The following is a 12412-nucleotide window of genomic DNA, read 5'->3' on the forward strand; positions in this document are numbered from 1 at the left end:
CGACGCGCGGGCGGCCGTGCAGCCGTCGCCGTGGTCCTCGCAGCGGCGGGCGTGCTCTTCGTGACCAGCGCGCAGACCTCCCGCGGCACCGACCTGCGCGCCGAGGGCGGCGACCTCGTCGGCCTCGTCCGCGAGGAGTCCGCAGCCATCGCCGCGGAGGGCGCCCGGGTGGCGGAGCTGCGCGCCGAGGTCGACGCCCTCGCCCGCACCCGCACCACCGGCGGCGCGGCCCTGGCCGAGGAGGCCGCCGCGGCGGAGCTGGCGCCCGTCGTGGGCACCGAGGCCGTGCAGGGCCCCGGCCTCGTGGTCGTGCTCGACGACGCCCCGCGCGACCGCCCCGCGCCCCCCGGCGCCGGCCCCAACGACCTCGTCGTGCACCAGCAGGACGTGCAGGCGGTGCTCAACGCCCTCTGGTCGGCCGGCGCGGAGGCCATGACCGTCATGGACCAGCGGATCGTGGCGACCAGCGCGCCGCGCTGCGTGGGCAACGTCCTCATCCTCCAGGGCCGCACCTACTCCCCGCCCTACCGCATCGCCGCCATCGGCGACCCCGGCGCGATGCGGGCCGCGCTGGACGCCGCCCCCGACCTCGCCGTCTACCGTCAGTACGTGGCGGCGTACGGGCTCGGGTACGAGGTGCAGCAGCCGGCGACCGTCGTGGCACCCGCCTACGACGGGGCGCTGGCCCTCGAGCACGCCCGGCCCGCCCAGGGAGCGCCCGCATGAGCGCCCAGGCGGTGGGGCCTGCCCGCCCGTACCGGCGCAGCACCCTGCAGGCCGTCGCGTCCGGCCTCGGGGAGGCCCTGCTGACCCTCGGCGTGCTCGTGCTGCTCTTCGTCGCCTGGCAGCTCTGGTGGACGGACCTGACCTCGGGCCGGGCCCAGCAGCAGACCGTCGAGGAGCTGCAGCGCGCCTGGCAGGTCTCCGCCCCTGCCCAACCGGAGCCCGCACCCGCCGGCGCGCCCGGCACCGCCGCGGCACCCGCTCCCGGGCCGTCCCCGGCCGCCGACACCGCCCTGCCGCAGGGGAGGGCGTTCGCGATCCTCCACGTCCCCCGCTTCGGCGAGGACTACGCCGTGCCCGTCGTCGAGGGCACCACCGCCGAGGTGCTGAAGGACGGTGTCGGGCACTACCGGCGCACCGCCGGGCCCGGGGAGGTCGGCAACTTCGCCCTCGCCGGGCACCGCGTCACCTACGGCAGGCCCTTCCACGACATCGCCGAGCTGCGCGAGGGCGACCCCGTCGTCGTCGCCACCGCCACCGACTTCTTCACCTACCGGGTGCGCGGCCACGAGATCGTCAGCCCCTCCGCGGTGGAGGTCATCGCCCCCGTGCCGAACCGGCCCGGCGCCGAGCCCACCGAGCGCCTGCTCACCATGACGGCCTGCCACCCGATCAACTCCGCGCGGCAGCGCTACATCGTCCACGCCGTGCTGGAGTCGGTCCGGCCCCGCGCCGACGGCCCGCCGCCGGTGCTGCAGCGGGCCCGGAGCTGAGGGGGGAACGTGTACGGGTGGTTGTGGCGGCACCTGCCGGGACCGGTGTGGCTGCGGGTCCTGCAGTGCGGCCTGCTCGCCGCGGCGGTCCTGCTGCTGTGCATGACCGTCGTCTTCCCGGCGGTGGCCCCGCTGCTGCCCCACAACGACGGGACGGTGGGCTCCTGAGCCGGCGGGCACGACCGCGCCGGACGAACCCGGCCCCTACGCTCAAGTGTTCCCCCGAACGGCCGATTCAAGGGGGTCACCACCCGAAGGGAGGCACCATGCCCGTCCGCGGTAGGCCGCGCGGGGCCGCTGCCCTCCTGGTCAGCGCCGTCCTGGCGGCCGTCCCCCTGGTGGCCGTCCCGGCCGCGGCGGCGGCCCCGCAGGCCCCCGGCGCACAGCCCGCCACGGTCGACGTCACCCGGATCGTCGACGGCAGGCCGATCACCTCCACCGTCCCCGCCGCCAGCGAGCGCGCCGCCGAGTCCCTCGCGCAGCGCCTCGACGCACGCACCGACGTCCTGGCCGCCGACGTGACCGTGGAATACCACCCCGTCGGGCTGGCCGCCGCCCCCGCGGCCGCCGACCCGCTGCTGGCCTCCTCCGCGCACCTGCACGCCGTCCGGGCGCCGCGGGCGTGGGAGCGCACGACCGGTGCGGGCACCGTGGTGGCGGTCCTCGACACGGGCGTGCTCGCCGACCACCCGGACCTGCGCGGCGCCGTCCTGCCGCAGCTCAACACCGTCCCCACCGCCCTCGACGAGCAGCCCGGCAGCCTCGGCTACCACGGCACCCTCGTCAGCTCGATCATCGCCGCCCGGCTCGGCAACGGCGTCGGCTCGGCCGGGGTGGCGCCCGGCGCCGGCATCCTGCCCGTTCGCATCTGCGCCCCCACCTGCACCAGCGCGGCCATGACCGCGGGCATCGACGCCGCCGTCGCGCGCGGGGCCCGCGTCATCAACCTCTCCGTGGCCGGCCCCTCCTACAGCCGCGTCGTGGAGGAGGCCGTCAACCGGGCCGTCGCCGCCGGGGTGGTGGTCGTCGCCTCCTCGGGCAACGACGGCTCGCCCTGCGCGGGCACCGCCACCACGGGCTGCGGCAACCCCGTCATGTACCCGGCCGCCCACGCCGGCGTGATCTCCGTCTCCTCCGCCTCCGCGACGGGGGTGGCCTCGTCCTGGGCCGTGCGCAACGAGATGGTCGACCTCTCCGCCGTCGGTGAGCGGGTCCTGGGCGCGGTGCCGCCGCGCACGGGCAGCTACGACGGCTCGGAGTACACCTCGATGAGCGGCACGTCGTTCTCCGCCCCGCAGGTGGCGGGCGCGGCGGCGCTGGTGCGCAGCGTGGCCCCCCACCTGGGCCCCGCAGCGGTCGAGGAGATCCTGAAGTCCAGCGCCGTCACCCCCGCGGCGTGGCCCGCCGGGTACGGCCGCGGTGTGCTCGACGTCGCCGCGGCCGTGGACGCGGCCGCCCCGGCCCCCGGCCCGGTGGTCACCCAGGGGGACGGCTCGGTGCGCTACACCCGCGACGGCGCCAGCGTCGTGGTCAAGGGCGCCATCCTGGCCCGCTACCGGGCCGCGGGCGCGGAGGGCGGCTTCCTGGGGTGGCCGCTCACCGGCGAGGTGCCCGTGCGCGGCGGGGCCTTCACGCAGTTCGAGCACGGCTCCGTCTACTGGAGCCCCGCCACCGGCGCCCAGGTCGTCCTGGGCGCGGTCCGCGACCGCTGGGCGGCGATGGGCTGGGAGCTGTCCCCGCTCGGCTTCCCCGCGGGCGAGGAGGTCCCCGCGCGCGGCGGGGTCGTGCAGCGCTTCACCGGCGGGCGCATCCACTGGTCGCCGGCCACGGGCGCGCACGACGTGCGGGGCGCGATCCTGGGCGCCTACGCCGCGGCCGGCGCGGAGGACGGCGTGCTCGGCCACCCGACGACCGGCGAGGTCCTCCTCCGCGGCGGTGCCTTCAACCACTTCCAGGGCGGCTCGGTGTACTGGAGCCCCACCACGAGGGCGCAGGTCGTCCGCGGCGCCATCCGCGACGCGTGGGCCCGCCAGGGCTGGGAGACGGGCCGGCTCGGGTACCCGCGCACGGGGGAGCAGGCCGTCCCCGGTGGGGTGCGGCAGGAGTTCCAGGGCGGCTCGGCCACCTACTCCTGGGACACGCGCCAGGTGACGATCACCCACCGCTGAGGTCCCGGCCGGGGACGCGGACTGGTTGAGCGCCCGAACACCGAGACACGGGGTCGATGACCTGCGAGGCTCCTCCCCGCATCGACCGGACCATCAGGAGGAACCAGCATGTCGTCGTCCTACCCGCCCCCGCCGGGCGAGCCCGGAGGTCAGCACGGGCAGGGCCAGTACGGGGCCCAGCCCGGCCAGTACGAGGGTCAGCCCGGCCAGTACGGGGGTCAGCCCGGCCAGTACGGGGGTCAGCCCGGCCAGTACGGGGCCCAGCCCGCCCAGTACGGCGGCGGCTCCGCCGCCCCGAAGAACGGGCTCGGGATCGCAGCCCTGGTCCTGGGCATCCTCGGCCTGCTCGGCGCCTGGGTTCCCCTGATCGGTCTCGTGGGGGGTTTCCTCGGACTCCTCGCCGTGATCCTCGGGATCATCGGCCGCAACCGGGCCAAGAAGGGGCAGGCCACCAACGGCGGCATGGCCCTCGTCGGCATCATCACCGGGGCCCTGGCGCTCATCCTGTCCATCGCCGTGAGCGTCTACGCCGTGCAGCAGTTCAACCAGCAGGGGGGCCCGGAGTTCCTGCAGTGCCTCGCCGATGCGGGCAACGACGTCGCCGCCCAGCAGGCCTGCCAGGACGCGATCGAGCAGTAGTGCGGATCGCGCGAGGGCGTCGAGACCTCGTGCCCGGTCCCGCGAGGGCCGTCCACCACCGGTGGGCGGCCCTCCGCCGTTGCGGGCGTGATCCCGGCGTCGTCGACGGATGCGACACCGCACTGCCGCTCCCGTCGACGACGATGAGATCACGGGCGGCGCTCGTCTCGTCCGCCACCCGCACGCCGACCCCTCAGCACAGGAGCCCGCATGCACGTCGCCGACCTCGACCACCCCCGCACCGACCCGCGCTGGGCCGCGGCCCTCCCCGTCCTGCGCGAGCTGCGCCCCCACCTCGACCTCGACCTGCTCGCCGCCGTCGCCGACGAGGGCGGCCCCCAGGGCCTGCGCTTCAGCGCCGCGCTCGACGACGACGGCACCTGCCACGGCGTCGCCGGCTGGCGGCTGTGGGCCAACACCTCCACCGTCCGCCAGCTCTACGTCGAGGACCTCGTCACCACCACCGGCTCCCGCTCCCGCGGGGTCGGCGCCCTCCTGCTCGGCGAGCTGGAGCAGCGCGCCCGCGACGCCGGCTGCACCAAGCTCACCCTGGACTCCGGGGTCCAGCGCCACGACGCCCACCGCTTCTACTTCACCCGGCGCATGCACATCGCCGCGCACCACTTCGCCAAGGACCTCGCGCCGCTGCCGGGGACGTGAGGGCACCCGGGCCGGGGTGCCCTCACGTCCCCTAGCGTGATCGCCACGCCTGCGCCCGAGGAGGAGCGATGCCCGCCACCCCAGCCCCCGTCCCGCACCGGACGGACCTGGTCACCACCCTGCTCGCGGGGTGGTTCACCCTCGGGCTGCTCCTGGACTCCTGGGCGCACAACAACCTGCCCGGCCTGGAGTCGTTCCTCACCCCCTGGCACGGCGTCTTCTACTCCGGCTTCGCCGCCACCGCGCTGTGGGTGCTGTGGACCGTGCGGCACGCGCTGCGGCGGGGCCGGGGCGCCTGGCAGGCCATGCCCCCCGCGTACGGCGCGACGCTGCTGGCGCTGCCGGTCTTCGCCGTCTGCGGGGCCGGCGACTGGATCTGGCACACGATCTTCGGGATCGAGCAGGAGCTGAAGATCCTCTTCAGCCCCACGCACCTGGGCCTGGCCGCGTCGATGTTCGTGATCGTCACCACCGCCGTGCGCTCGGCCTGGGCCCGCCCCGACGCCCCGGGCGTCCCCACCCGGCTGGGACCCGCGATGCTCGCCACCGCCCTCGGCGCGGTCCTCGTGCTGCTGTTCCTCCAGTACGGCAACGCCCTCGCGTTCGGGGAGGTCGGCGTCGTCGTCGCGCTGTCCGGCCGGGAGGTGGGGGTGATGGCCGACCTGGCGTCCTCGGTGGCGCTGACCGGGCTCGTCCTGCTCGTGCCGCTGCTCACCCTCGCCCGGCGCTGGCCGCTGCCGTTCGGCGCCGCCACCGTCCTCGCCGGCGTCGCGGGGCTGCTGTCCGCTGCCGTGACGGGGTTCAACGGGCTCGCCCCGATCGCCGGCGTGGTCCTCGCGGGCATCCTGATCGACGTGCTGGCCCGCGTGCTGCGCCCGGCACCGCAGCGGCGCGCGCGGTGGCGGGCGTTCGCGGTCCTCGCCCCGCTGCTGACCTGGTCGGGGTTCCTCGTCGGCGCCTACGCCGCCGCGGGCCCGCAGGCGCCGCCGCCGTCGCTGGAGCTGCTGACCGGCCTGCCCGTCGTGCAGGCGCTGCTCGGCCTGCTGGTGGCGGTGCTGGCGGAGTTCACCACCGCGCCCGCGCCCGCGCCCGCCGACGCTGACCCGGCGGGGGTGGCGACGGCGACCCCGGCGGCTACGGTGCCCCGGTGAGCACCGAGACGGCGTCCTCCGGCGGTTCCGGCACGACTCCGGGGCTGAACTGGGCCCGCAACCTCCGCTACTCGGCGCGGACCCTGCACCGGCCGACGTCGCTGGACGAGCTGCGCCGCGTCGTCACCACGGCCCGGCACGTGCGGGCCCTCGGCACCCGGCACTGCTTCAACGACGTCGCCGACTCGCCCGGCGACCTCGTCACGCTGGAGGGGCTGCCCACCGAGGTCGACGTCGACAGCGCCGCCGGCACCGCCAGGGTCAGCGGCGCCACCAGCTACGGCGTCCTCGCGCAGGAGCTGCACGCGCACGGGGCCGCGCTCGCGACGATGGCGTCCCTGCCCCACATCAGCGTCGCGGGGGCGGTCGCCACGGCCACCCACGGCTCCGGCGACCGCGCCCGCAACCTCGCCGCCGTCGTGCGGGCCGTGGAGCTCGTCGGCGCCGACGGGGAGCTGCGGCGGGTGGAGCGCGGCGAGGAGGACTTCGCGGGCAGCGTCGTCGCCCTCGGCGCCCTCGGGGTCGTGACCCACGTGGAGCTGGACGTCCTGCCGACCTACGACGTGCGCCAGGACGTCTACTCCGGGCTGTCCTTCGACGCCCTCGTGGAGAACTTGGACGCGGTGACCTCCGCCGCGCACAGCGTCAGCGTGTTCACGGACTGGACGGGGCCCGACACCTCCCAGGTCTGGCTCAAGACGCGCCTGGCCGACTCCGCCGACGCGCCGGCGGAGCTGTTCGGGGCGCGTCCCTGCACCGAACCGCTGAACCCGGTCCCCGAGGCCGACGTGCGCAACGCCACGCAGCAGCTGGGGATGCCGGGGCCCTGGCACGAGCGGCTGCCGCACTTCCGGTTCAGCTTCACGCCCAGCAAGGGGGAGGAGCTGCAGGCGGAGTACCTCCTGCCCCGCGAGCACGCCCTGGAGGCCATCGGCGCGCTGCGCGAGCTCGGCCCCCGCATCGCGCCGCTGCTGCACGTGAGCGAGATCCGCACCGTCGCCGCCGACGAGCTGTGGCTGTCGGGTTCCTGCGGCCGCGACACCGTCGCCGTCCACTTCACGTTCGCGCAGCGCCAGCCGGAGGTCCTCGCGCTGCTCGCCGACGTCGAGGCGGCGCTCGACGGCCTCGACGCCAGGCCGCACTGGGGGAAGCTGTTCACCACTCCCGCGCAGCGGCTGGAGGCCCTCTACCCGCGCTTCGCGGACTTCCGGGCGCTGGTGGCGCGCCACGACCCGGGACGCAGGTTCGCCAACGCCTTCACCGACCGGGTGGGCGTGACGGGCTGAGGCGCTCGGTTCCCGGCTAGATGATCTTCCCCCCAGGCGCCCGGTGACGCCACGGCCCTGGAAGCTGGGCGGCGTGTCGCGAAGAGGGATCAGATGAAGTGCGGCGACGGCGCGGCCGCTGCAGCCCGCGGTCCGGTGTCGTGACCTTGGCTGAGGTGTCCGCCGCCACGGACGTGAGGGCCCGTAGGCAGGGGTCACGGGTATCCCGCGATCGGGGCGCAGGCCGTGGTGGCGTCGGGAGTCTGTGCCACCGTGCCCGGGCGATGACGGTCGGCACCGCACCCCAGGACGTGACCGCGCTCGGGGCGTGGGCTGTCGGCCGCGGAGACCGGAACCTCGTTGAACGGACTGGGTGAGGCAGCGACATGGTGGCCATCGGCGGTGGCTTCGCGGTGGAACCGGAGGGCCTGCGTGATGTCGCCGGGCTCCTCGATGGCGACGCCGGGGAGGTCGCCGGCCCGCTTCGCTGAGACGCTGACCGCGCGCACCGAGCTGATGCGTGGTGCCACCGCCGGTGCGGGCGTGGTCACCGCGGGCCTGGACATTCCCCCACGCTCCGCGCGGGAGGTGCCCCCACCCGCCACGGCTCCTTCCTGGTGGAGGTGTGGTTCGCCTCCACCGCCGCCGGCATCTTCACCCCCGTAGACCGCGGCCGCGGTCTACGGCGCTGACATGCAGGTGGACAACCAGGTCATGCTCGCCGCCAGGGCCAGGGCCAGGGCCAGGGCCAGGGCCAGGGCCTGGGCAGCGAACGAGGCCGCCGCCAAGCTGGACGCCCTCACTGCACGACTGGCGGCAGAGATGGACCCGCGCGTCCACCGCGAGGCGGGTGCCTCCCTCTTCACCGCCCAGCAGGACGAACACCGCTACCAGTGGAACGGCTTCGCCCAGACGGCACCCGAAGAGATCGAGGACCTCATCCACGGCAGCATCACCGGCACCGCCGGCCTGCTCGGGATCGACGACGGCGACCCCCGCGACAACTGGGCCACCGTCCGCGACGACTACCACCGCTACCGCACCGACTGGCGAGACGCCGCCAGCGACGACCTCCACCTCGACCTCCTCCACGACGAGAGGTTGCGGCCGATTACCCCGATACCGTCAGCGTGAATTTCGAGGCCAAGGCTTCGGGCGAAGCCGTTGCGTGGGGTTCCGAGGAAGTGTTCGTTTTTCACCGCAAGGAGTAGGTCGCCTTCGGTTGCGACGCGTTGGGGCTGGCAGGGAGTGGGAAACCATGACCGGCTTGCTGGACGCTGAGGCGATCACACTGTCGCAGTCGCGCAGCGCAAACCCATCGAGGTCGTCGCGCCCCTGATGGGCAGTGGTATCGGCGCCCGCCTCTGAGCGTCTGGACCGGCAGATGAAGGACGCAACCTGCCGGTCTATCGGGGCTGCCGGGCCTGACGGTCGATGACAGGGGAGGTGGGAATGGTGGGCTGGAAGGCGAGACCGGCGTTGGCGAAGCCGCCGGCGGTGGTGAGTTGGGAGGGTGCGCGTCCGTCGAGCGGAATCTTCCACAATCCTGGGTCGGCTGAGCCGTAGTCGCAGCCCGGGCACGCCGGCACGGAGGTGAAGCCGCCTAGGGCCAGGTAAGCACCATCGGGTGCCCACGCCAGGTGCTCGACCTCCACCGGTGCAGGTCCCAAGTCCTGCAGCAGCCGGCCTCCGGCGTCAGCAATCACGATCCTGGGGGCGCCGGTGGGCCGGAAGATCCTGCCCTCCTCCGGCACCCCGGGAGTGCGGATCATGGCGAGCTTCGTGCCGTCGGGGGAGAAGACCGGAAACGACTCCGCGAAGTCGGGGGTGCGCAGGCGCACCGAGGTCGCCGAGGCGACGTCGATGCGCACCAGGTCCTGCCCCAGGCCGTCGGACTTCGCCACGATCACGGTCGAGCCGCCCTTGGAGAACGACGCCCACCCGGTGCCTTGCGCTTCTCCGCTGACTTGCCGGGTCCTGCCGTCGGCGAGGTCGGTCAGGAAGACCTGCGACTCGCGCACATCACCGCAAGGATCACCCGAGGCACCGTGCCACAGCAGCAGCGAGCCATCCGGGGAGAAGAGCAGCCAGGGAGTGACCACCGGCACCTCCCGCAGGCTGCGCACCCCACCGTCCGGCGCGATCAGGACGATCTCGGCCCGCGGGACAGGGGGCTTCGTCGCGCAGTCGACGTTGTCGGGGATGTCCGCGCGCACGACGGCCAGCGTGCCGTCGGGAGCGGTGGCCAGCGCGCGCAGGTCGAAGCCCTCCAGCAGGGTGTGCCGCTGGGAGCCGTCCGGGCGGGCGCTGGACAAGACGGCGCCGCCGTCGCGGCGGGCGTCGGGGCCGATCCAGACGACGCGGTGACCGTCCGGGGTCCACGTCAGCGCGCTCACGACCCCACCGCCCGGGGCGATCGTGCGGACTCGCCCGTTGGTGGTGTCGACAGCCAGCACGCTCTGCTCCCCGTCCCCGCTCACCCAGCCGGAGAACGCGAGCAGTCGCCCGTGCCCAGGTCCGACCCGACCGGCCCCGGTCTGGCCAGCCCCGGTCTGGCCAGCCCCGGTCTGGCCAGCCCCGGTCTGGCCAGCCCCGGTCTGGGCAGCCTCTGTGGGTCCGGGCGCGGCGGTAGAGGTGGAGACGGCGAGCAGCATGAGCCCGGCGGTGATGGTGGCCGTGGCCACACTGCGTCGACGCATGGTCCTAGGACACCACCGGCACGCCTGCGGTTCCCTGCATTGATCCGAATTCGCCTGCCATCTCAGCCTGCCCGAGGGCAACCGGAAGACAGCGAGCCGCGCACCCGAGCCGCGGGGTCAGCCGAGGGCCCGGTACAGCGTGGCTCGGGAGACGCCGAGGGCCTTGGCGGCCGCGGTGACGCTGTGGCTGCTCTCGGCGAGCATCGCCCGCGCGGCGGTGAGCTTGGCCGGGGTCATCACCTGTGGCCGGCCACCGCGCCGGCCGCGGCTTCGAGGCCGGCCATGGTCCGCTCCCGGGTCAGCTCCCGCTCGAACTGCGCGAGGCTGCCGAAGATCGAGAGCACCAGGCGGCCAGTGGCGGTGGTGGTGTCGACGGACTCTCGTCAGCGACCGAGGCCACGTCCTGGGCGGGAGCGGAGACCCGGGCGTAGCCGAGCAAGTGGGCGGCCAGACCATGGACTGTCTCGGAACCCACCGACAACGGCGGCTGTGAGACAGAGGTCGCGGACACGGGTTCTGAGACCCCACCCTGGCGCGTCGCGACCCCGCGACGGGCGTCTCACAACCGGTCGATTCCGAGACGGCTAGCGCTGCTGATCTGCCGCCGGAGTGCGTGACCCACCGTCTCGACACCGGAAGCGCCGGCCAGCAGTGACGTGGATGGAGGGGCGTGCCTGTCGGAGTGTCTGGCTACGGTCCCGCCATGCCCAAGCTCGTCGTGGAGATCCACGTCCCACTCGTCCCTGCCCCCGACGTCGCAGACGGGGAGTACGAGTACCCGTGGATCCTGGACCTCGACGACTACGTCATGGACCTGGACGAGGAGACCGACGGCGCGGAGTGCCTCGACGACAGCGAGGACTACGACGGCTCCTACGTCTTCTTCATCACCGGATCTTCGGAGGAGAAGCTCCTGGCCATCGCGTCGAAGATCGCCGCCAGGAGCGGAGTGCCCGCAGGTGCCTTCGCCATGGTCACCGACGATGAAGCCGAGGGCTTCGGCATGGGCCGGCGTGTGGAGCTACCCGCACGCTGACCGATCCAGCAGCCGCCCGGGCTCCGATCAGGCTTCGGGAAGGGGCGAGGTGCGGCCGCCGCGAGGCGCCCAGGTCGGGGTGTAACGCCCTGGCAGTCGGTGCCGATGTGATCACTGAGTCCGGGGGGATCGGGGTCAGGGTCCGGGGGGACCCAGACCACGAGGCCGGCTCACTGTGGGGGGAAGCGTTGCGGCGCGTCTGGTGACAGGGGGGCTTGTCACCAGACGCCGCGCACGACCCGCACGCTCCGCCGCCGTGAAGACACCGGCAGCCGATCGCACGTCATCCTCACCACCCACGGCCTGCCCGCCGCAGCCTTGGCGATCTCACTATGTCGATGTGCGCATGGCGCGGTGCTTCCTGCTGCCATCCTCTCGTCGAGGATGATGTGGCGCCCTGCGGTAGGTCTGAGGAGCTGGTGAGGACTGTGGAGGACCTGAGCGAGGAGCCCGTGGGCGCCTTGCATGACGGCTCCGATGGCGCCGGGCTCCTCTCCGATGAGGCGCGTGGCCGTGTGCTGGCCGCTTTGGACCAGCTGTACGTCCCGGCCCAGCAGGAGGAGTTGGAAGCTTGCGCGACCGCCTTGACCGGCGCAGCCCTTCGCCTTCCATCGGTGGGTGAGGTGTTGGCGCAGGAGGCCGAGGCGTGGCGGCGTGGTGTCCAGCGGCCGGTGTGGGTGTGCGGCGGTGTGCAGGTGGCGACGGGAGAGATTGCCACCGATCGACTGGCCCGCTCTGACTGGCGCCTGGCCAACCGGCTCATCCACGGCGAGGACGTCGACCAGGACGATGAGCGGTCTTTGTGGCTGCTGCGGCAGTTCTGCGATCTGTACCTGGTGGTGCAGGAGAAGAAGACTGTGGTGCAGCAGAGGAAGACTGAGGGACGGGAACGGCTCGCTGCGCAGGTGCGCCGACACGCACACATCGCCGCCGATGTGCTCCCGCCGCGGCGGCTGGGCTTCTTGAAGAAGCCGGACCTGGAGTGGGGCGAAGATCGGGTGGAGTGGTTGCGCAACGCGGCTGAGGACGCCGCAAGCTCCCTGCGTACACCGCTGCGGGACGTGACGCCACCTGCGATGTGGCGGTGGGATCGCCTCAGCGAGGCCGAGACCCTGTTCGGTCACCACGGCCAGCGCTGAACCCGCCCGCGCTTCACACGCCCAGGCGGCAGCATGCCGTCGGCGGACTCCGCATGACTTCAGTTGATCTTCCGCTCACTGGTCAGACTCTTCCTGCCGGCGAGTCCCTGAGGCACCGTTGCCGGTGCCGGCAGCACGGGGCTGCTGGTGCACCTGGTC

At 73.9% G+C, this 12412-nt stretch carries 15 protein-coding genes; 11 read left to right on the forward strand and 4 right to left on the reverse strand.

Going from position 1 to position 12412, the window contains the following annotated elements; all coding sequences use genetic code 11:
• Nucleotides 1-30: 30 nt before the first annotated feature.
• The 8 genes from CLV92_RS13820 to CLV92_RS13850 all read left to right on the forward strand — a co-directional run bounded on the left by CLV92_RS13820 (nucleotide 31) and on the right by CLV92_RS13850 (nucleotide 7400).
• On the forward strand, nucleotides 31-726 hold the full coding sequence (locus CLV92_RS13820) for a DUF881 domain-containing protein (protein WP_245886798.1): 696 nt from the start codon (nucleotides 31-33) through the stop codon (nucleotides 724-726).
• Nucleotides 723-1496: a class E sortase gene (locus tag CLV92_RS13825; RefSeq protein WP_104433518.1), complete on the forward strand. Its 774-nt coding sequence runs from the start codon at nucleotides 723-725 to the stop codon at nucleotides 1494-1496. The genes CLV92_RS13820 and CLV92_RS13825 overlap by 4 nt, the downstream gene beginning before the upstream one ends.
• A 9-nt stretch (nucleotides 1497-1505) precedes the next feature.
• Nucleotides 1506-1664 (forward strand): hypothetical protein, encoded by a 159-nt coding sequence (locus tag CLV92_RS21780; RefSeq protein ID WP_170112758.1) that lies wholly within the window; start codon nucleotides 1506-1508, stop codon nucleotides 1662-1664.
• Between the two features lie 98 nt (nucleotides 1665-1762).
• Nucleotides 1763-3664, forward strand: a complete 1902-nt coding sequence (locus CLV92_RS13830) for a S8 family serine peptidase (protein WP_104433520.1) — start codon at nucleotides 1763-1765, stop codon at nucleotides 3662-3664.
• 108 nt (nucleotides 3665-3772) lie between these two features.
• Entirely contained in the window at nucleotides 3773-4303 is a 531-nt protein-coding gene (locus CLV92_RS13835; RefSeq protein WP_104433522.1) for a DUF4190 domain-containing protein, read from the forward strand.
• 210 nt (nucleotides 4304-4513) lie between these two features.
• Complete coding sequence (locus CLV92_RS13840; RefSeq protein WP_104433524.1) at nucleotides 4514-4963, forward strand: GNAT family N-acetyltransferase; 450 nt, start codon at nucleotides 4514-4516, stop codon at nucleotides 4961-4963.
• Nucleotides 4964-5031: 68 nt separating this feature from the next.
• Nucleotides 5032-6114 (forward strand): hypothetical protein, encoded by a 1083-nt coding sequence (locus CLV92_RS13845; RefSeq protein ID WP_211291123.1) that lies wholly within the window; start codon nucleotides 5032-5034, stop codon nucleotides 6112-6114.
• Complete coding sequence (locus CLV92_RS13850; protein WP_104433526.1) at nucleotides 6111-7400, forward strand: D-arabinono-1,4-lactone oxidase; 1290 nt, start codon at nucleotides 6111-6113, stop codon at nucleotides 7398-7400. Before CLV92_RS13845 ends, CLV92_RS13850 begins: the two co-directional genes overlap by 4 nt.
• A gap of 194 nt (nucleotides 7401-7594) precedes the next feature.
• Here the strand turns inward: CLV92_RS13850 and CLV92_RS13855 are convergent, their stop codons facing one another.
• Nucleotides 7595-7945: a hypothetical protein gene (locus CLV92_RS13855; protein WP_146099536.1), complete on the reverse strand. Its 351-nt coding sequence runs from the start codon at nucleotides 7943-7945 to the stop codon at nucleotides 7595-7597.
• A gap of 127 nt (nucleotides 7946-8072) precedes the next feature.
• Between CLV92_RS13855 and CLV92_RS13860 the strand changes: the two genes are divergently transcribed.
• A complete protein-coding gene (locus CLV92_RS13860; protein ID WP_104433530.1) occupies nucleotides 8073-8513 on the forward strand; it encodes a hypothetical protein in 441 nt (146 codons plus the stop codon).
• A gap of 272 nt (nucleotides 8514-8785) precedes the next feature.
• Here the strand turns inward: CLV92_RS13860 and CLV92_RS13865 are convergent, their stop codons facing one another.
• The 3 genes from CLV92_RS13865 to CLV92_RS22460 all read right to left on the reverse strand — a co-directional run bounded on the left by CLV92_RS13865 (nucleotide 8786) and on the right by CLV92_RS22460 (nucleotide 10422).
• The gene (locus CLV92_RS13865) at nucleotides 8786-9835 is read right to left on the reverse strand and encodes a PD40 domain-containing protein (RefSeq protein WP_158257245.1); all 1050 of its coding nucleotides are present in this window, start codon (nucleotides 9833-9835) and stop codon (nucleotides 8786-8788) included.
• A gap of 360 nt (nucleotides 9836-10195) precedes the next feature.
• Entirely contained in the window at nucleotides 10196-10315 is a 120-nt protein-coding gene (locus CLV92_RS22455; protein ID WP_245886800.1) for a helix-turn-helix domain-containing protein, read from the reverse strand.
• On the reverse strand, nucleotides 10315-10422 hold the full coding sequence (locus tag CLV92_RS22460; protein ID WP_245886802.1) for a recombinase family protein: 108 nt from the start codon (nucleotides 10420-10422) through the stop codon (nucleotides 10315-10317). Before CLV92_RS22460 ends, CLV92_RS22455 begins: the two co-directional genes overlap by 1 nt.
• 359 nt (nucleotides 10423-10781) lie before the next feature.
• Here CLV92_RS22460 and CLV92_RS13875 point away from each other — a divergent pair, with 359 nt between their 5' ends.
• Both CLV92_RS13875 and CLV92_RS13880 read left to right on the forward strand, forming a co-directional pair.
• The gene (locus CLV92_RS13875; protein ID WP_104433581.1) at nucleotides 10782-11114 is read left to right on the forward strand and encodes a hypothetical protein; all 333 of its coding nucleotides are present in this window, start codon (nucleotides 10782-10784) and stop codon (nucleotides 11112-11114) included.
• Nucleotides 11115-11533: 419 nt separating this feature from the next.
• Nucleotides 11534-12253 (forward strand): hypothetical protein, encoded by a 720-nt coding sequence (locus CLV92_RS13880; protein WP_158257246.1) that lies wholly within the window; start codon nucleotides 11534-11536, stop codon nucleotides 12251-12253.
• Nucleotides 12254-12412: the final 159 nt, after the last annotated feature.

Source organism: Kineococcus xinjiangensis (assembly GCF_002934625.1).
GTDB lineage: Bacteria > Actinomycetota > Actinomycetes > Actinomycetales > Kineococcaceae > Kineococcus_A > Kineococcus_A xinjiangensis.